Consider the following 18,489-nt stretch of genomic DNA (forward strand, 5'->3'; position numbering starts at 1 on the left):
GAGATCGTGAGAAAATGCCAGCATGCCTACTGAGACAACCACCAAGCGGGGCCGCCCCGGCTACGACCAGCAGTCGGTGCTGCGGATCGCCGTCGACGTCTTCAACCGCCACGGCTACGACGCCACGTCCATGGGCATCCTGGCCGAGAACCTCGGGATCTCCAAGTCGGCCATCTACCACCACGTCCCGTCCAAGGGCGAGCTGCTGAAGCTCGCACTGGACCACGCCCTGGGCGGCCTGGAAGGCATCCTGGAGGAACCCGCGGCCATGTCCGGGCCGGCCGATGCGCGCCTGGAGTTCGTGCTGCGGCAGACCATCGCCGTGCTGGTGGAGAGGCTCCCGTTCGTGACCCTGCTGCTGCGGCTGCGCGGCAACACCGAGATCGAGCGCGACGCCCTTGAACGGCGGCGCGCCTTCGACCACAAGGTGGCGGCCCTGATTTCGGCGGCCCGCGACGACGGCTCGCTGCGCCAGGACATCGATCCGCGCACCGTCACCCGGCTGCTGTTCGGCACCATCAACTCAATTGTCGAGTGGTACAAGCCAGGCGGCTCCCTCTCCCCCGAGAAGCTCGCCGACGACGTCATCACCATGGCGTTCGACGGCCTGCACGCCGCGGCCTGAAACTCCAGGCTAGGTCCCGTTTCGTCAAGTTCGGCGCGCCTGCGCTGCAGCACGACGCCCGTGGCTAGGTTGGACGGATGGAAAATGACACTCGGACAGAACCACCGGAGACAGCCGGAGAGCGGGAGACGCTGACCGGCTTCCTGGACTACTTCCGGGCCACCGTGGTGATGAAGGCCGGTGGACTCAGCGACGCCGACGGCGTCAGGCGGCTCGTGCCCTCGCTGACAACGGTGTCGGGGCTGGTGCAGCACCTGACCGACATTGAGCGGTTCTGGTTCCAGGACCGCATCGACGGGCAGCAAGGTGTGCCCACCCGGTGGTCCGCTGAGGATCCCGGCGGCGCGTTCCGTGTGAGCGAAGAGGACAGCCTGTCGGAGATTATCGAGGACTATGAGGCCGCCTGCCGCCAGTCGCGCGAAGTGCTGCGGCGGTATGAGATGGAGGAGCGCTGCCGCGGCGGCGACGGCGGACAGAGCGTGAGGTGGGTCCTGGTGCACATGATCGAGGAAACCGGCAGGCACTGCGGCCATTTGGATATTCTGCGCGAGCTGCTGGACGGATCCATCGGCGACTAGGCTGGAAATTCAGGAGTTCGTCCCCACAGTCCCAAGATTAAGTATCGGTGGCGTTCCTCAGCCGGCATCAGACAATTTCCGCGGCGGCCGGAGGGGCCAATTCGACAACTTCGGGCGCCTGCGGGCGGCTAGATTTCCTGGCCACCTAAGGGCATCCGAGATGGCCGCCAGCGGGCAGAATGACATGGCCGCTAACACCGGACCGGGCCCGTCAGGGTCCCCGGCTGCGAGACCAAACCCAAGGTTCGCCGCCATCTCTTGTGCAATATGCACAGGCTGCCCAACAAGATCGGGAACCTTCAGCGTCTGACGTTCAACCACCGCTGCATCTCCTTTGAGCCTGAACAGCTAGAACGGTGAAACCAAACTTTCTTCCCAACAGAAGACCGCCGGCCTGCACGCCGCGGCCTGAAACTCCAGGCTAGTGGCCGGCTGACGCTTGGCGGTCCACCTCGTTGAGCACGGCTTCAAGGGAGCGGCGCATGTACATTTTCCACAGCGGACCGAGCCCGACGCGGACCAGGAGCCGGCGGTATTTTCGCGGATGCACCGCATAGCCCCAGCGGACGGTTGTTCCCGAAAGTTCGGCGCCTAGTGAGTCGCCGTCGGGGACCATCAGCCATTCCGTCCGGACCTGCGCCGCCAGCCAACCGAGCAGCCCGGTGATTTCGGTGATGTCGTAGACGATGCTGCGCGGCGGCTCAACGAGGGTGAGCGTCTCCAAGGCAGATGAGCCATCCGACAGCCTGGGCCGCCTGCTGGCGCCGGGGTGGTCCCACGTGCCGCGTTCATCCTCCTTGCCGCGGACCGACGGCAGCGGACCAAACCCGGGAAACAGGATGCCCAGATCGATCCCGAGGATCGTGCGGAAGTTTTGTTCCGCACCCTGATGGCTGTGCCGCGCGACTCCCAGATGAACGGGATTGCCCATGCTTGCCCCCCTCATGATGGCCGCCGCGGCCGGCACTACCGGAACATGCGCCCGGGTGCGGCCTCGGCGGTCGGCTCGATTCCTTTACAGCTGGTACTCGGCCTGCATGCCCAGCGTTTCGTGGATGCAGAGGACGTTGTTCTCCGTGTCCATGAACCAGGCGCACTTTTCGGCGTCCGTGGTGCAGATGTGGTTCTCGGTCTTGAGGTCAGGCTCGTCGTAGTCCTGGAAGGTGATGCCCTTGGCTTCCATCTCCGCGACTAGCCGTTCGATGTCCTCGACTTCAAAACTCAGGGCGGTGTGACCGGAGTGCTTACCGTCCGTGATGGGCAACAACTGCAGCATGGGACCGCCGTCGTTGCCGAACAAATCATTTCCATCCCAAGTCATGCCGCGGTGGGGTAAGCCGAGTTTTTCCGCATAGAACATGCGGGCGCGGCTCATGTCATCGACGGGCAGGACAGTAGTGGCGTGGTTGAGGGCTAGGTTCATGTGGCCACCTCCTACCTACGAAATTTTACGCCGGGCACGGTCCGAAAGATCCTGCCGTAGGGACGGTCCCCGCTACGCCTCCCTGTTCCTCGACACCATCAGATCCCGGGCTCACACTCTTCGGGAATCGAGCGCCCGCTAAAACCCCCAAGTAGGTAGCAGCAGGTGTCGTTTTGACGGTTGAAAACGACACCTGCTGCTAGTCCGAAAATGAGGTGATGTGCGTTCGTTGGCGCGCGTGTTTGGGCATCCGGGGGCGAAAGGCAGCCCTCGGTGGACGGGGAATGTTGGAGTCAGGCGGCAGGGGTCAGGGTGACGGTGTAGCCGAGGGCCTCGAGTTGCCGGATGTGGCTGTGCTTCCTGGTTTCGGGGTTGGTGTGGCGGGTGAAGTGGTCGGCGCCGAGATCCTGGAACCGTGTGTCCGGGCCCTGCAGGAGGTGCCAGACGATGACGAGGATGGAACGTCCGATGGCGACAATGGCGCGTTTCTTGCCCCGCCGCCGGACGAGCCTTCGGTAGCGTTCGCCCAGGAAGGTATTGGTCTTGCCGGCTCCGAAGGCGGCCTCGCCAAGGGCCCGGGCGAGATAGCGGTTGCCGTGCCCGGTCGAGCCGTTTCCTTTGGTCTTGCCTGCGGAGGAGTTGATGCCCGGGGAGAACTTTGCCCAGGAACACAGGTGCCCCGCGGTCGGGAACCGGGACATGTCGACCCCGATTTCGGCCAGAACTACGGCGGCGGCGATGGGGCCGATGCCCGGGATCTCATCCAGGCGTTTGGCCGCCGCGGCGAAAGGGGCCAGCTGGACCTCGATCTGTTCATCGAGCGCGGCGATATCGGTGTCGATGCCGTCAATCCTTGCCAGCATCCGGGCGAGCAGGAAGCCGTGGTGGTCATCGAAGCGGCCGGTGAACGCCTCCTCCAGTTCGCTGATCTTCCTGCGCATGCTGGAGCGTGCCAGCTGCGCGAGCACGCCCGGGTTGCGTTCTCCGGCGATGAGCGCTGCCATCATTTCCCGGCCGGACACCCCGAAGGTGTCCGAGGCCACCGAGGAGAGTTTGATGCAGGCGTCCTCGAGGAGTTTCTCGACCCGGTTCTTCTCCGCGGTCCGGGTCCCGACCAGGTCAATCCGGTACCGGGTCAGGTCCCGGAGCCTGCGGATCGGGGCGGGCGGGACGAAGCTGGGCCGGAGCATCTGCCGTTCGGCGACCTTGCACAGCCACACCGCATCCAGCACATCGGTTTTGGGACGTCCCGGCAGATGCTTCACGTCGCGGGCGTTGACCAGCCACGGTTCGAGCCCGTGCGCCTCGAGGAGGTAGAACACCGGCTTCCAGTAGTCGCTGGTCGCCTCCATCACCACCCGCTCGATGCGCAGGTCCACGAGATGGTTGGCCAGGTCCGCCAACGAACGGGTCATGGTCGAATGCGTGGACACCTCCTGCAACCGTTTCTTTCGGTTCCCCTCCGCGGGGACCCGCACGCAACACACGAGTTCGGCCTTGCCAATGTCGATCCCGGCGACCCTGGCAATGATCTGTTCCTCATCCTGGGTTTCAGCCAGCATGATCCTGCTCATCTCCTCACGGCGCGGCCCTTCTGAATATCGAAGTGGCCGCCCGTGGGGATCACCAGGGACAACGGGAATCTAGTCCTCGTTCTCGATGAAAGGAACAATGAAGGGCCCACAACGTGACCCCCAACGCCCGGCTACTTAGCGGCCTCAACGAACCATAGAAGCACGGCGTTGGCAGGCGGCCACAAGCACATTTTCAGCCCGGAACGGGCGTCCCGCAAGGGACACAAAGGCTACTAGTTGGGTTACTTTTCCACGAGGGTGAGCACGTCGTAGCTGGCCACGATTTCGTCGTTCTGGTTCGTCAGCACGGCGTCCCAGGCCACCTCGCCGTATTCGTCGGTCTCACGCGGCGTGATCTTCTTGGCGGTGAGCGTGACCCGGATGGAGTCGCCGGCCGCCACGGGGGTGATGAAGCGCAGGCTCTCCAGGCCGTAGTTGGCCAGGACGGGGCCCGGGGCCGGCTCCACGAACAGTCCGGCAGCCCAGCTCAGGAGCAGGTAGCCGTGGGCCACGATGCCGGGGAAGAACGGGTTGGCCGCCGCGGCTTCCTGGTTGGTGTGGGCGTAGAAGGTGTCGCCGGTGGAGTTGGCGAACGCGGTGATGTCCTCCAGGGTGACCTGGCGCAGCTCCGAGCGGACGGCGTCGCCGATGTGCAGGGTCGCCAGGGACTTGCGGAACGGGTGCTCCCCCTCGGTTTCCACCGTGAAGTTGCGGTCGGCGCCGGTGTGCCAGACGCCGGTCACGGCCGTGAGCATGTTCGGCGAGCCCTGGATGGCGGTGCGCTGCATGTGGTGCATGACCGAGCGGATGCCGCCCAGCTCTTCGCCGCCGCCGGCGCGGCCGGGGCCGCCGTGGACCAGGTGCGGAACCGGTGAACCGTGGCCGGTGGAGCTGCGGGCGTCCTCGCGGTTGAGCATGTGGACGCGGCCGTGGTGCGCGGCGATGCCGGTCACCAGTTCGCGGGCCACGGAGGGATCGTTGGTGCACACGGAGGCCACCAGGGAGCCGGCGCCGCGGGCCGCGAGGCGGATGGCGTCGGCCAGGCCCGTGTAGCCGATGACGGACGACACGGGGCCGAAGGCCTCGAGCGAGTGGACTTCCTCGGCTTCGGCGTCGGCCCAGCTGAGCAGCACGGGGGACATGAAGGCGCCGTCCTCCACCACGCCAACGGTGCCGCCGACGGATGTGACCGACGGCGAATCGAGCGTTCCGTACGCGAGCTCGCCGCCGGCGTCGAGCATGGTCTGGACAGCGGCACGGACATCGGCCAGCTGCTCGAGCGAGGCGAGGGCACCCATGGTGACGCCCTCGGCGCGCGGGTCCCCGAGCACCACGCGTTCGTTGATGCGGGCTCCGATGGCGGCGGAGACCTCGGCGGTGAGTTCCTGCGGCACGATGATGCGGCGGATGGAGGTGCACTTCTGGCCGGCCTTGACGGTCATCTCGGTGACGACGGCCTTGACGAAGGCGTCGAACTCCGGGGTGCCGGGAACGGCGTCCGGGCCGAGGATGGCGGCGTTGAGGGAGTCGGTTTCCGAGGTGAAGCGGACCCCGCCCTCGATGACGTTGCGGTGCGACTTGAGCGAGTTGGCGGTGGAGGCCGAGCCGGTGAAGGCCATGAGGTCGCGGTAGTCGAGTTCGTCCAACAGGGTCCGCGCGGAACCGGAGATCAGCTGCAGCGAGCCGGCGGGCAGGATGTTGGATTCCACCATGGCCTTGACGGCGGCCGCGGCCACATAGCCCGTGGGGGTGGCCGGCTTGACGATGGTGGGGACGCCGGCCAGGAAGGCGGGGGCGAATTTCTCCAGCATGCCCCAGACCGGGAAGTTGAAGGCGTTGATCTGCACGGCGACGCCCGGGATGCACGTGTAGATGTGCTCGCCCACGAAGGAGCCGTCCTTGGACAGGACCTCCATGGGGCCGTCCACCACCACCTGCGAGTTCGGCAGTTCGCGGCGGCCCTTGGAGCCGAAGGTGAAGAGGACGCCGATGCCGCCGTCGATGTCGATCATGGAGTCGATCTTGGTGGCGCCCGTCTTGGCGGAGGAGGCGTAGAGCTCCTCGCGGCGGCCGTTGAGGTACTGCGCGAGTTCCTTGAGCTTGAGGGCGCGCTGGTGGAAGGTCAGCTTGCCGAGTTCGGCCTGCCCGGTGGTGCGCCCGTGGTTCACGACGGCGGCCAGGTCCAGGCCGTCCGTGCTGACCGTGGCGAGCAGCTCGCCGGTGCTGGCGTCGCGGACCGGGACACCGGCCGATTCGGCGGCGGGGGTCCACCAGGCATCCTGGATGTAGCTGGGGACGGTGGCAACGGCTGTGGTTTCCGGAGCGACTGCGGTACTGGTCATCGTCGACGGGTCCTTCCAAGACGGTGGCGATCAAGGCGTGGCTGACCGGCGCGGCATCAGGAGGGCATTACTGACCGGCCGTTCGGTAATATATACAGGGTACATGAAGACGCCCCGGTGCACAGCAGAAATTTCGCCGCCCTTCGCCCGGTCCCGGCAAGGCGCTGCCGCCCCTCAATGCGCGGTGCCGCCGCCCAGCTTCGCCCGGAGCGCCGCCAGCTGACCGGCGGACAGGCCGTTGGCCCGCAGGAACGCGGCGGTATCCAGGGAGTGCCGGAACGCCAGGACGATGGCGCGGCGCGACTCCAGCAGGGCCTCCAGCGCGGCTTCGTCCAGATAGGGATCGTGGGCATGCGGGGCTGGGTGGTCACGGTGGCGGTCATTGATGCCGCGGGCACCGAGCTCATAGCCGCACACCACGTCCTCGTCCGTGGCGCCCGCCAGGTCCTGCAGCATCACCGCGATGATCCCGCTGCGGTCCCGCCCCGCCGAACAGTGCACCACCACCTTGCCCCGGGCGTCCGCGATCGCCGCGAACACGGCCGCCAACTTCTCCGGGAACAGCCGCACGTAGTCGGCATAGTGCGCGGGATCCTTGAGGTAGGGGCCCACGAGCGCCGTGAACTCCCCGTTGGCAGGGTCTTCCGTGGGGCAGTGCACGACGTCGATGCCGGCCATTGCCTGTTCGCCCACCTCGGGGTCCGTCGCACGGCGCTGCCCCTCCGCAAAGCTCCGCAGATCGATCACGGCGCGGACGCCGTCGTCGTACATCTGCCGCCACCCGGCCTCGGTGAGCCATTCCCGGCGGCCCATCCGGTACACGCCGCCGGCGATCCGCCAGGCGTTCACTGCGCCGTCCCAGTGGACTCCCCCGTGCAGCAGTCGAGCAGTCTTGCCATCCATAGGAGCCAGCTAAGCACATGCAGGAGGGATGCCGGAGTGGGCTTCGCCAGAAGCCGGTCGGCAGGGCGCGAGAGGGGTGCGAGGGGTCTTGCGCTCCCAAGTGACTCATGTCATAATTTTTCTCGATACGCATCGACGATACGTATCGACGATCACCGCACTATCAACACTCAGGGCATAATTGCCAGGAGACCGCGAACACCCCGTAACGGCAGGAGGCAGGGACATGCCCACTAGCAAGGACGTGGCCCAGGCCGCCGGAGTTGCCCAAAGCACGGTTTCCTACGTCCTGAGCGGCAAGCGGCCCATTTCCGAGAAAACGCGGAAAAAGGTTGAGGCTGCCATCGAGCAACTCACTTACCAACCGAACGCAGGCGCCCGGGCCCTGGCGGGGCGCAGGACGCATGTGATCGGCTTGGTCATTCCGTTCATTCCGGAACTGGAAATGGCATCCTTGATGGAATTCGTCTCCGTGATCGCATCAACGGCAAGGCAGTTCGATCACGACATCCTGCTGGTGACCGACGACGAGGGCGCCGCAGGGCTCCGTCGCGTGGTTGGTCAACAGATCTGTGATGGTTTGATCCTCATGCAAGTGGAAGACGAGGATGAACGGCTCCCTGTTGCCCGGACACTCAACGTCCCGGTGCTGCTGATCGGCATACCCCGAGATCCATCCGGCCTGGTCTGCATCGACGCGGACTTCGAAATGGCAGGTGAACAATGCGTTCGCGACCTGGCCGCAGCCGGTCACGACGTCATTTCGATCATCGAATGGCAGCCAGCCGTGGTGAACCGACATGTGAACTTCGTTGACCGATTCACGCGCGGAGCCGATGCCGCCGCCGAATCGCTGGGAGTGGCCGTACTGCACCTGCCCGGCGGCGCGGACGTTGCCGTCATCGCAGACTCCGTAGACAAGGCCCTGGCCGCCACCCATGGCGTACCGGCCTTCATCGCACCGGACCGCACCATCCAAGACATCCTGAGACGAGCCCTGGCCACCCGCGGCCTGACCGCCGGCAAGGATGTCTCAATCATCGGCAGTGCCTCGCCGATGCTTGCCGAGCTCCAGCCCGTTCCACTGTCCACGATCGATTTGCGGCCGAAGGAAGTATCCATGCGGGCAGTGAAGATCATTTGCGACCTCCTCGAAGCCGGTACCCCGGGACCACACGAATCCCTGGAACTGGTACCCACGGTCATCACGCACCGTGCCAGCACGCTCCGTCCACCCCACGGCGCTTAATCCTTTCCCAACGTTCCACCCCGCCTGAAAATCCGTTTCCGAATTTATCGATACGCATCGTCGATACGCATCGATTGTCTCTTCGATTCCCATAACAAAGGAACAGACAATGAAGTCAGCACTCAGGACTACCCGTCCGCTCGCCCTGGCCGTTGCCGCGCTCGTCGGCCTGCCGCTGTTCGTATCCGGCTGCGGGTCCTCCCCCGCAGCGTCCTCATCCGAGGCCGTCACCGAGATCTCCGTGATGGACTACTACAACAACGAACCGGACAAGTCGTTCATCGGCGATGCGCTCACAAAGTGCGGCACCAAGGCCGGCGTCACCATCAAGCGCGAAACCGTGCCGGGCAAATCGCTCATCTCCAAGGTGCTCCAGCAGTCCTCGTCCAAGACGCTGCCGGACGTGCTGATGCTGGATAACCCGGACCTGCAGCAGATCGCCGCCACAGGTGCGCTGGCTCCGCTGGCCGACTTCAAGATCAGCACGGACGGCTTCGCTCCAGGTGTCCTGAGCGCCGGCACCTACAAGGACAAGGTGTACGGCTTGGCACCCACGGTCAACACGATCGCGCTCTTCTACAACAAGGACATCCTTGCCAAGGCCGGCGTCACGCCGCCCACCACCTGGGATGAGCTGAAGGCAGCCGCCGCCAAGCTGACCGCCGGCGACCAGTATGGCCTTGCCTTCAACGCCAACCCCACCTACGAAGGTACGTGGCAGTTCCTCCCCGTGATGTGGTCCAACGGTGGTGACGAGAAGAAGATCGACACCAAGGAAACTGAGCAAGCCCTTCAGCTCTGGACGGACTTGGTCAAGGACGGATCGGTCTCGTCATCGGCCCTCAACTGGACCCAGGCAGATGTGAAGGACCAGTTCATGGCAGGCAAGGCCGCCATGATGGTCAACGGTCCGTGGCAGATCCCGTCCCTCGACAAGCAGCCGACGCTCCAGTACGGCGTGGTGAAGATCCCGGTCCAGGAAGCCGGCCAGACCTCCGTGGCCCCGCTGGGCGGCGAAGTGTGGACCGTGCCGCAAACGGGCAACAAGGCACGCCAGGCCAAAGCAGCTGAAGTGGTTGCTTGCCTGAACAGCGATGAAAACCAGCTCGCCATGGCCAAGGTCCGCAACACGATTCCTTCCAAGACAACACTGGCGGGGACGTTCGCCTCGGAGAACCCCAAGCTTGCAACGTTCACCGAGCTCATCAAGACCGCCCGGGCACGTACCGGACAGCTCGGCGAGGGATGGCCGGCGCAAGCCACCAAGATCTACACGGCCATCCAGACAGCACTGACTGGCAAAGCTTCGCCGGCTGACGCCCTGAAGCAAGCACAGGCCAGCAAGTAGCCTGCCATGTCACTGACAACCGATTTGTCGCGCTCCACCACCCGGCCCGGGACTAACAAGTCCCGGGCGGGCACCGGCGCAACGCAAGCACCCCGGCGACGGACCCGCCAACGCCGCGAGCGCATCTTCCAGTGGCTGTTCTTGGTCCCTGCCGTGGTCTACATGGCTCTGTTCTTCGGCTACCCCGTGGTGAAGAACGTCGTCATGAGTTTCCAGGACTACACGACCGCCACGTTCTTCACCGGAGAAGCCCCCTGGGTGGGGTTCGCCAACTACGTGACTGTACTGTCGTCGTCGTTGTTTTCAACGTCCTTGCTCAACACGGTCCTGTTCACCGCGGGGTCCATCCTGGGCCAGTTCGTGATCGGGCTGGCGCTGGCCATTTTCTTCCAGCGCAAGTTCCCGCTCAACGGGATCCTCCGCTCGCTGCTCCTGCTCCCGTGGCTCCTGCCGCTCATCGTTTCGAGTGCCGTGTGGCGGTGGATCCTGGACAAGGACAGCGGCGCACTCAACCGCTTCCTGGGTGACCTGGGCCTCATCCACACGGGCATTCCGTGGCTGACCAGCACCTCGCTGGCGCTGATCGCGGTGGTGGGCGTGAACATCTGGATCGGCATCCCGTTCAACCTGACCATCCTCTACGGCGGCCTGCAGGAGATTCCGGATGAGCTCTACGAGGCCGGGTCACTCGATGGCGCCACAGGCTGGAAGGCGTTCCGCCACATCACGTGGCCCATGCTCCGACCCGTGGTGAGCGTGGTCCTGGTGCTCGGCGTCGTGTACACGCTCAAGGTGCTGGACATCATCCTGGGCCTGACCAACGGCGGCCCCGCCAATTCAACCCAGACCATCGCCACCCAGTCCTATGACCTGTCCTTCCACGAGTTCAAGTTCGGCGAGGGCGCGGCGCTGGGCAACGTGCTGGTGATCATTTCCCTGGTCTTCGCGGTCCTGTACCTGCGGGCCAGCCGACGCGCAGTGGATGAGTGAGGAACGCATGGCAACACAACTGACAGCCCCCACTCGCCGCCGCAACACATCAACGGCCGTGACAAATCGCAGGAACTGGGGCTACACGGCACTGGCCATCTTCTTCCTGGCCATCATGCTCTTCCCGGTCTACTGGATGGTCAACGCTTCCCTGCAGCCCAACGGCACCACCTTGGAGACGTCCTGGATCCCGCTGAAGCCCGACTTCACGGGCTACGCCACGGCGATCAGCGAACAGGGCGGGAACCTCGGCACGAGCCTGATCATCTCGCTGGGAAGCGTGGTGTTGAGCCTGGCCATTGCGGCCCCGGCGGCGTACGCCTTGGCCTATTTCAAGGTCCGCGGTGCGGGGGTGGTTCTCTTTGCCATCCTCATCAGCCAGATGATCCCGGGCATCGTGGTGGCCAACGCCCTGTACACCGCATACAACGATCTCGGCCTGCTCAACTCCATCCCCGGCCTGATCCTTGCGGATTCGGCACACGGCATCCCGTTCGCCATCCTGATCATCCGCGCCTTCATGAACGGCATGCCGTCCTCGGTGATCGAGGCCGCCCGCGTGGATGGGGCAGGACACGTCCGGGCGTTCTGGTCGATCGTGATTCCGTTGAGCCGGAATTCCCTGATCACCGCAGGGCTGTTCACGTTCCTGTTCGCCTGGAGCGACTTCCTGTTCGCTTTGACCCTGACCACCACCGAGGCCGTGCGACCCGTGACCCTGGGCATCTTCCAGTACATCGGAGCCTACGTGAATGACTGGAGTTCAGTGATGGCGACCGCGGTACTCGCCTCCATTCCGGCCATCGTCCTGCTGGTCGCAGCCCAGAAATACATCGCCGCAGGTACCACCGGCGGCGCGGTCAAGTAGACCGCTTTCGACAACCTACAAGGAGAAAACCATGACTGACAGCAAGCCCATCCGCGTCACCGTCTGGAGCGAAAACCGCCACGAAAAGCGCGACGAACTGGTCGCCCGCCTCTACCCCGAAGGGATGCACGGAGCCGTCAAGGCGGGCATCGAGGAGAACCTGGGCTCCGCCGTCGAGGTCCGTACCGCAACCCTGGACGAACCGGAACACGGCCTCACCGAGGAAGTCCTCGCCAATACGGATGTCCTCACCTGGTGGGGACACATGTCCCACGCCGACGTGGACGACGCGATTGTGGAGCGGGTCCACCGCCATGTCCTGGCGGGCATGGGACTGATCGTGCTGCACTCCGGGCACTGGTCCAAGATCTTCACCAAGCTCATGGGCGCCACCTGCACCCTGCGCTGGCGCTCCGAACAGGACCGCGAACTCGTCTGGACGGTCGACCCCACCCACCCGATCGCCAAGGGCGTCCCGCACCCCATCGTGATCCCCCAGCAGGAAATGTACGGCGAATTCTTCGACATCCCCACGCCCGAGGAACTCGTGTTCATCAGCTCCTTCAGCGGCGGCGAAGTCTTCCGCTCCGGCTGCACGTTCCGCCGCGGCCACGGCAAGATCTTCTTCTTCAGCCCCGGCGACCAGGACTACCCGGTCTACCACCACAAGGACATCCGGCGCGTGATCGCCAACGCCGTGGAATGGGCCGTCACCGACCGCCCCGAGCGCGCCGTCCCGGAACTGCTCCGCTACGAGACCAACGACTTCTTCAACGGCAAGAGCTACCAGGGAGCCAACGCGTGAACACCCCCTTCGCCACCATTCCCGACGACGGCACTCCCCTGCGCGTCCTCGTGGTCGGCGCCGGGGGCATGGGCCGGGCCTGGCTTCGGACCGTGGAAGCGTCACCGTTGGTGGAACTCGCCGGCATCGTCGACCTGGACCTGGACGCCGCTGCCGAGGCTGCGGCCTCGCTGGGTCGTCCCGACCTCCCGGTAGGTGCCGGTACAGCCGCGTTGGCGTCCGACGTCGGAGCCCAGGCGGTCATCAACGTCACCGTCCCCGCCGCTCACCACCCCGTCACCACCGAGGCGTTGGCGGCCGGGCTCCCGGTCCTGGGTGAGAAGCCGGTGGCGTCCACCGTGGCGCAGGGCCTGTCCTTGGCTGCCGCCGCGGAACTGCACGGCCAGCTCTTCATGGTCAGCCAGTCCCGCCGCTACAACCGGCAACTGTTTGACGCCAAGCAGTTGTCCTCGTCCTTGGGCCCGGTTGGCATCGTATCGGCCGAGTTTTTCAAAGCACCGCACTTTGGCGGTTTCCGGGACGCCATGGACCACCCCTTGCTGCTGGACATGGCCATCCACCAGTTCGACATGGCACGCTTCCTGCTCGACGCCGATCCGGTTTCCGTGTTCTGCGAGGAGTACAACCCTTCGTGGAGCTGGTACCGCGGGGACGCCGGCTCCACCGCCATCTTCGAGATGACCGGCGGCGCGCGCTTCGTGTTCACCGGCAGCTGGTGCAGCCCGGGCCAGGAAACCTCGTGGAATGCTTCCTGGCGGATCAGCGGCGAACACGGCACAGTCCTCTGGGACGGGGACAACGAGCCCGTCTCGTCCCTTGCCGCTACTGCGGGACCGGGGGAGGATCCGGGTCAGGAGATCGCCGGGTCTCTCCGTGACTTCGTTTCCGCTGTCCGCACCGGAAGCACTCCCATGGGCCGGGTTCACCAAAACATCATGAGCCTGGCCATGGTGGAAGCGGCCATCCACAGCGCCTCTTCCGGCACCCGGGTGTCCGTGGATGCGTTGCTTGAGGACTCCTACCAACAGGCACTCCTCGCCGAGCGCGACCCGGCAGTCCGGGACGTCCTCACGTCCTGGACATCGGTTCGCGATGCTCTGGCCAGCGAGAGCATCCGGCTGTGACACGAAGACTGCGCGTCGGCATGGTGGGCTACTCCTTCATGGGAGCCGCCCACTCCCATGCCTGGCGAACCGCGCCGAGGTTCTTCGAGCTACCGCTGGCCCCGGAGCTGACGGCACTTGCGGGACGGAACCCCGAAAGAGCACAGGCCGCCGCCGCCAAATACGGTTGGGACTCGGTAGAGACGGACTGGCGCCGGCTCATTGAACGGGACGACATCGACCTCATCGACATCTGCTCCCCCGGCAACACCCACGCCGAGATCGCGATTGCTGCGCTTGAGGCCGGGAAGCACGTCCTCTGCGAAAAGCCGTTGGCCAACACCGTGGAGGAAGCCGAGCTCATGACAGCAGTTGCTGACTCGGCGGCGGCACGGGGCGTCTACTCGATGTGCGGGTTCACCTACAGACGCACGCCTGCCCTGGCGCTTGCCAAGCGGATGGTCGACGACGGGCGGCTGGGCCAGCTCCGGCACGTCCGGGCGCAATACCTCCAGGACTGGCTGAGTGATGCCGACGCTCCCCTGACCTGGCGGCTGGAAAAGGCCAAGTCCGGCTCGGGGGCACTGGGCGACATCGGCGCGCACAGCATCGATGCCGCACAATGGATCACAGGCTCCAGCATCACCGGGGTTTCGGCCCTGACGGAAACCTTCGTGACGGAACGGCCCATCGGCGGGGACTTCGTGGGCCTTGGCGGACACGGCGGGGCCGACGGTCCACGCGCTCCGGTCACCGTTGACGACGCCGCGATCTTCACCGCAAGGTTCGGTAGCCGGCCCGCAGGGTTCGGTGGCCGGCCCGCGGGCGACGGCGGACAGCCGGCCCCCGCAGCTGGCGGCAGCAACGCCGTCGAACATTCCGAGGTACCGGGCCCGATCGGCGTGTTCGAGGCGACGCGGTTTGCACTGGGACGCAAGAACGCGATGCGGCTCGAGCTGAACGGGACGCTGGGGTCTCTGGCCTTCGACTTTGAGGACATGAACGTCTTGTCCTACTACGACGCGGCCGAAGAACCCGATGCCGGCTTCCGGCGCATCATGGTCACGGAGCCGTCCCACCCGTATGTCGGGAACTGGTGGCCCACCGGACACGGCCTCGGCTACGAGCACGGCTTCACGCATCAGGTGGTGGACCTCGTGACCGCCATCGCTGAGGGTCGCCAAGCTGAGCCGTCGTTCGCCGACGCACTTCAGGTCCAACGCGTGCTCGCGGCGGTCGAAGCAAGCGCCTCGGCCGCAAGCAGGTGGGAAACCGTATGACCCAAGGGCGGGGTCTCCGGATCGGCTGTGAGCCCCCGCCCGGCCGACCCTTTGTTGAAGGCGGCGCAACAGCACCACGAGCGTGAACACTCTGAGGTCATCATCGACGCGCTTCGACAAGACCGGGCTCGTGAAGTCCGCGATCGTCCGGCGACCGAGACGACGACCGCATGAAACGCACCCAGATCGGCGAACCCGGTCGCGACAACTACTCCATGACAAGGCTTGGAAGATGACTGCACGTAGAAGGCTTGCAACCCACAGGAACACCCGCTCGAAGTGCAGGCTCTCCTGCACCCGAACACCTGAGCGATTCTGAGCCGACATGCTCTGTTTCGAGTCCTCTGGATTTGTGGTGGCTGCCCCTGGGTCAGTGCCGACCGTGCTCACGGATGCCAGCAACTTTGAGGCATGGGATTCCAGCACAGCGTATCGATCTGGTGAGATGGTGAACGGTTCCTCGGTTGTTCTCGCAGCCAGCAAGGGACATTGGCACCGCAGCTTTGCAGTGCTCATCCTGCCCGAGGCATCCGCCGAGCTCGGCGCCCTCACCGTCGCCGAGCTCGGCGCCCTGGAAAACCTCGGCAACGGCCGCCACCTCTTCAGCGGCTCCGTGGTGATCAACCGCTCCGGCTCCTTCGGCTACACCGTCCGTGTCTTCCCGAAGCACCCGGCCCTGGCATCCAAAGCCGAACTCGGGCTAATCGCGAACGTCTAATGGGGCAGGCTTCAGAGGGCGGATCGAATGGTGGGGACGCGTCGTTGGCCGTCGGGTCGCACAGCGACCCTCAAATCATGGCCCTGGTGCGCGGCGGAGACTCGTCCGTCTTCGATGTGCTCTTCCGGCGACATGTGGCAGCGGCCCAGTTTGTTGCCCGCGCCCAGACGGACAATATCAGTGACGCCGACGACGTCGTAGCCGAGGCGTTCGCCTCCATTTTCCAGGCCCTCACTGAGGGCAAGGGACCTGACCAGTTCTTCCGCTCCTATCTCCTGACTGCCGTGCGGCGAATCGCTTACGACCGGAACCGGAAGGCCAGACGTACCCAGGCTGTGGGCGATGTCGAGGTCTTGGACACCGTTGCCGTCGACGCAGACAGTGTTCTTGAGGCCTTTGAGTCCAGCACCATGGCAAAGGCGTTCAAGTCCCTTCCGGAACGCTGGCAGGCCGTTCTCTGGCACATGGACATCGAAGGCCTGAAACCTGCCGCGGCCGCACCCTTCATCGGACTGACGCCGAACGGGGTGTCCTCGCTGGTGATCCGGGCACGCGAGGGCCTCCGGCAGGCCTACTTGCAGAACCACATCAGCTTGTCGGATGACGATTCCTGTTTCGAGTATTCGAGCCAGCTCGGAAAATACGCCCGCGACGGCCTGAAACGCACATCGCACGAAAAGGTCAAAGCCCATCTGGAGGAGTGCCCGAAGTGCACGGCCTTGTTCGTGGAACTGAACGATGTCCAGGGAGGCATGAGGGCGGCTGTCTTCCCGCTGGTGGCCGGGGTGGTGTTCACACCTGCTGTTACCACCGGTTTCCTCCCCGGAGCGGGACTTTCGGGGACCTTCCTCCCTGCCGGGACAGAACCGGCCGACGCCGGGTTGCGCTCGGTCAGTGGCTTCTGGAAGATTGCCGTGGGCGCGTTGATCCTGGGAGGCTTCATAGTTGCGGGCGTCCTCACGTGGCTTGGACAGACCGATCCGGCGCCAATCGCTGGAGCCGATGTTCCTAGCAGTGCACCGTCAGCCCAACCGTCCGTGCTGGAACGTGCCCCGACGGCACCCCCGTCAAATCCGCCGACGCCGGACCCGCCTGCCATTGCGGTGCCGCAATCCCCGGCGCCCGCGCCAAGCGCTGCCGCAGCGGTTCCTGTGCCGCAGGAGACGGCCAGGGTGGCTGAATCCGGAACCGGCATCACGAAACCCGTTCCGCGGTCGGGTTCGTTGACTATCCATAAGTATGAGAAGCCGGTCATGCCGACGAGCCTGCCCAACAACGGAACGGCACTGACGCCGACTCGGCTAGCGGCTCTGACGCCCATGGCCGGAGTCACGTTCACGGTTCAGAAGGTCAACAACATTGACCTGGCGACCAACGCGGGCTGGACTGCCGCGGCCGCCTTGACGCCGGCCCAGGCTGCCACGCAGGCAGCCACCCCCGGCTCGGCCACCACCACCGACGCGACCGGAACGGCCACCCTCGCGGACCTTCCCCTGGGCCTGTACCTGGTGACGGAGACCGGCTACCCCGCCGGCGTCACTCCCGCCACCCCGTTCCTGGTGACCCTGCCCATGACGGACCCCACCGGCGGGAACAGCTGGTTGTACGACGTGAACGTCTATCCCAAGAACGCCGTGACTACAGCCACGAAGACCGTCAATGATGCGTCGGTCGTCAAGCTCGGCGACAAGGTGCAGTGGAACATCACATCCGACATCCCGAACGTCAACCCGATCGATGGGTACCGGATTGTCGACAAGCTCGACCCGAAGCTGACGTACACCAACCCGACCGTGGCGCTGTCCAACAACGCCGCGCTGACGCTGAACACGGACTACACCATCGTCTTCGACACGGCCACGAACACCCTCACGGTCGACTTCACCGCCTCCGGCCGGGCCATCCTGGCCACGGACCCCACCGCCAAAGTCCAGGTCACGGTGAACACCACCGTCAACACGGACGGCCACATCTCGAACACGGCTCTGGTCTACCCGAACGCGGCCAGCTTCAACATCACCCCCGGCCAGCCCAACGGCCCCGTGGTCACACCCCCGGTAAGCACCACCAAATGGGGCGACATCGTCCTGCACAAGCAGGACTCCCAGAGCTCCGCAGCCCTCGCGGGCGCCACGTTCTCGGTGTACGCGACCCAGGCCGATGCCTTGGCCGGCACCAACGCGATCAGCGTCGGAGGTGCCAGTTCCTGGACCACCGACGCCAGCGGCAAGCTGCTGATCTCGGGACTGCGTTACTCCAACTGGGCCAACGGGGCTGCAGTGAGCCCGGGCCAGCCCGGCTACCAGTCGTACTGGCTGGTCGAGACCAAGGCCCCGGCCGGGTACGCGCTCCTCGCCCAGCCGGTCGAAACCACGGTCACCAGCAACGACCCCTCCGCTGTGACGGTGACGATCGACAACATCAAGCAGAACGCCGAATTCCAGCTGCCGCTCACCGGCATGCGAACCTGGGCCCTGCCCGCCGGCGGGATCCTCGTGCTGGCAGGCGCAGGCCTGTTCATGGTCACCGGCCGCCGGCAGCCCACCGAAGCACAATAGGCGGCTCCGGCACCCGGAACGTGACCCAGCCGAGGGCGGGCTCCCCGGAACCATCTGGCTTATTAGGCCTATTTTGAGTCCAGCACCGTTCTTGAGGCCTTTGAGTCCAGCACCGTGGCGAGGGC

The 18,489-nt window shown here is 65.2% G+C and carries 16 protein-coding genes; 11 read left to right on the forward strand and 5 right to left on the reverse strand.

Annotated features, from left to right (window positions below):
• Positions 1–22: 22 nt before the first annotated feature.
• Positions 23–625: a TetR/AcrR family transcriptional regulator gene (locus NVV90_RS16305; RefSeq protein WP_258438288.1), complete on the forward strand. Its 603-nt coding sequence runs from the start codon at positions 23–25 to the stop codon at positions 623–625.
• A 77-nt stretch (positions 626–702) separates the two neighbouring features.
• On the forward strand, positions 703–1,203 hold the full coding sequence (locus NVV90_RS16310; RefSeq protein ID WP_258438289.1) for a DinB family protein: 501 nt from the start codon (positions 703–705) through the stop codon (positions 1,201–1,203).
• 421 nt (positions 1,204–1,624) lie between these two features.
• Here the strand turns inward: NVV90_RS16310 and NVV90_RS16315 are convergent, their stop codons facing one another.
• The 5 genes from NVV90_RS16315 to NVV90_RS16335 all read right to left on the reverse strand — a co-directional run bounded on the left by NVV90_RS16315 (position 1,625) and on the right by NVV90_RS16335 (position 7,445).
• Positions 1,625–2,134 carry an SRPBCC family protein gene (locus NVV90_RS16315; RefSeq protein ID WP_258438290.1) on the reverse strand — a complete coding sequence of 170 codons (510 nt, stop codon included), beginning with the start codon at positions 2,132–2,134 and terminating at the stop codon, positions 1,625–1,627.
• Positions 2,135–2,218: 84 nt separating this feature from the next.
• A complete protein-coding gene (locus tag NVV90_RS16320) occupies positions 2,219–2,626 on the reverse strand; it encodes a VOC family protein (RefSeq protein WP_258438291.1) in 408 nt (135 codons plus the stop codon).
• A gap of 293 nt (positions 2,627–2,919) precedes the next feature.
• Entirely contained in the window at positions 2,920–4,188 is a 1,269-nt protein-coding gene (locus NVV90_RS16325) for an IS110 family transposase (protein ID WP_258437945.1), read from the reverse strand.
• 254 nt (positions 4,189–4,442) lie between these two features.
• On the reverse strand, positions 4,443–6,542 hold the full coding sequence (gene paaZ / locus NVV90_RS16330) for a phenylacetic acid degradation bifunctional protein PaaZ (protein ID WP_258438292.1): 2,100 nt from the start codon (positions 6,540–6,542) through the stop codon (positions 4,443–4,445).
• Positions 6,543–6,716: 174 nt separating this feature from the next.
• Entirely contained in the window at positions 6,717–7,445 is a 729-nt protein-coding gene (locus tag NVV90_RS16335) for a tyrosine-protein phosphatase (RefSeq protein ID WP_258438293.1), read from the reverse strand.
• Between the two features lie 226 nt (positions 7,446–7,671).
• On the opposite strand from NVV90_RS16335, the gene NVV90_RS16340 reads away from it, so the two are divergent.
• The 9 genes from NVV90_RS16340 to NVV90_RS16380 all read left to right on the forward strand — a co-directional run bounded on the left by NVV90_RS16340 (position 7,672) and on the right by NVV90_RS16380 (position 18,364).
• On the forward strand, positions 7,672–8,694 hold the full coding sequence (locus NVV90_RS16340; protein WP_258438294.1) for a LacI family DNA-binding transcriptional regulator: 1,023 nt from the start codon (positions 7,672–7,674) through the stop codon (positions 8,692–8,694).
• Positions 8,695–8,803: 109 nt separating this feature from the next.
• Entirely contained in the window at positions 8,804–10,042 is a 1,239-nt protein-coding gene (locus tag NVV90_RS16345) for a sugar ABC transporter substrate-binding protein (RefSeq protein WP_258438295.1), read from the forward strand.
• 6 nt (positions 10,043–10,048) lie between these two features.
• Positions 10,049–11,032, forward strand: a complete 984-nt coding sequence (locus NVV90_RS16350; RefSeq protein WP_258438296.1) for a carbohydrate ABC transporter permease — start codon at positions 10,049–10,051, stop codon at positions 11,030–11,032.
• A gap of 7 nt (positions 11,033–11,039) precedes the next feature.
• A complete protein-coding gene (locus NVV90_RS16355; protein WP_258438297.1) occupies positions 11,040–11,900 on the forward strand; it encodes a carbohydrate ABC transporter permease in 861 nt (286 codons plus the stop codon).
• A gap of 31 nt (positions 11,901–11,931) precedes the next feature.
• Entirely contained in the window at positions 11,932–12,705 is a 774-nt protein-coding gene (locus NVV90_RS16360) for a ThuA domain-containing protein (protein ID WP_258438298.1), read from the forward strand.
• Positions 12,702–13,829, forward strand: a complete 1,128-nt coding sequence (locus NVV90_RS16365) for a Gfo/Idh/MocA family protein (RefSeq protein WP_258438299.1) — start codon at positions 12,702–12,704, stop codon at positions 13,827–13,829. Before NVV90_RS16360 ends, NVV90_RS16365 begins: the two co-directional genes overlap by 4 nt.
• A 20-nt stretch (positions 13,830–13,849) precedes the next feature.
• A complete protein-coding gene (locus NVV90_RS16370) occupies positions 13,850–15,088 on the forward strand; it encodes a Gfo/Idh/MocA family protein (protein ID WP_258441217.1) in 1,239 nt (412 codons plus the stop codon).
• 445 nt (positions 15,089–15,533) lie between these two features.
• On the forward strand, positions 15,534–15,806 hold the full coding sequence (locus NVV90_RS16375) for a hypothetical protein (protein WP_258441261.1): 273 nt from the start codon (positions 15,534–15,536) through the stop codon (positions 15,804–15,806).
• Between the two features lie 77 nt (positions 15,807–15,883).
• Positions 15,884–18,364, forward strand: coding sequence for a SpaH/EbpB family LPXTG-anchored major pilin (locus tag NVV90_RS16380; protein ID WP_258438300.1), 2,481 nt, complete (start codon positions 15,884–15,886; stop codon positions 18,362–18,364).
• Positions 18,365–18,489 lie beyond the last annotated feature (125 nt).

Origin of the sequence: Arthrobacter sp. CJ23 (assembly GCF_024741795.1) — a bacterium.
Taxonomy (GTDB): domain Bacteria; phylum Actinomycetota; class Actinomycetes; order Actinomycetales; family Micrococcaceae; genus Arthrobacter.

What these genes read in the sequence shown, in the direction of transcription:
- NVV90_RS16335 (WP_258438293.1), bottom strand. Translation starts at nt 7,445, where the DNA reads ATGGATGGCAAGACTGCTCGACTGCTGCACGGGGGAGTCCACTGGGAC.
- NVV90_RS16305 (WP_258438288.1), top strand. Translation starts at nt 23, where the DNA reads ATGCCTACTGAGACAACCACCAAGCGGGGCCGCCCCGGCTACGACCAG.
- NVV90_RS16310 (WP_258438289.1), top strand. Translation starts at nt 703, where the DNA reads ATGGAAAATGACACTCGGACAGAACCACCGGAGACAGCCGGAGAGCGG.
- NVV90_RS16355 (WP_258438297.1), top strand. Translation starts at nt 11,040, where the DNA reads ATGGCAACACAACTGACAGCCCCCACTCGCCGCCGCAACACATCAACG.
- NVV90_RS16360 (WP_258438298.1), top strand. Translation starts at nt 11,932, where the DNA reads ATGACTGACAGCAAGCCCATCCGCGTCACCGTCTGGAGCGAAAACCGC.
- NVV90_RS16345 (WP_258438295.1), top strand. Translation starts at nt 8,804, where the DNA reads ATGAAGTCAGCACTCAGGACTACCCGTCCGCTCGCCCTGGCCGTTGCC.
- NVV90_RS16340 (WP_258438294.1), top strand. Translation starts at nt 7,672, where the DNA reads ATGCCCACTAGCAAGGACGTGGCCCAGGCCGCCGGAGTTGCCCAAAGC.
- NVV90_RS16375 (WP_258441261.1), top strand. Translation starts at nt 15,534, where the DNA reads ATGGTGAACGGTTCCTCGGTTGTTCTCGCAGCCAGCAAGGGACATTGG.
- NVV90_RS16380 (WP_258438300.1), top strand. Translation starts at nt 15,884, where the DNA reads ATGGCCCTGGTGCGCGGCGGAGACTCGTCCGTCTTCGATGTGCTCTTC.
- NVV90_RS16320 (WP_258438291.1), bottom strand. Translation starts at nt 2,626, where the DNA reads ATGAACCTAGCCCTCAACCACGCCACTACTGTCCTGCCCGTCGATGAC.
- NVV90_RS16350 (WP_258438296.1), top strand. Translation starts at nt 10,049, where the DNA reads ATGTCACTGACAACCGATTTGTCGCGCTCCACCACCCGGCCCGGGACT.
- paaZ (WP_258438292.1), bottom strand. Translation starts at nt 6,542, where the DNA reads ATGACCAGTACCGCAGTCGCTCCGGAAACCACAGCCGTTGCCACCGTC.
- NVV90_RS16370 (WP_258441217.1), top strand. Translation starts at nt 13,850, where the DNA reads ATGGTGGGCTACTCCTTCATGGGAGCCGCCCACTCCCATGCCTGGCGA.
- NVV90_RS16315 (WP_258438290.1), bottom strand. Translation starts at nt 2,134, where the DNA reads ATGGGCAATCCCGTTCATCTGGGAGTCGCGCGGCACAGCCATCAGGGT.
- NVV90_RS16325 (WP_258437945.1), bottom strand. Translation starts at nt 4,188, where the DNA reads ATGCTGGCTGAAACCCAGGATGAGGAACAGATCATTGCCAGGGTCGCC.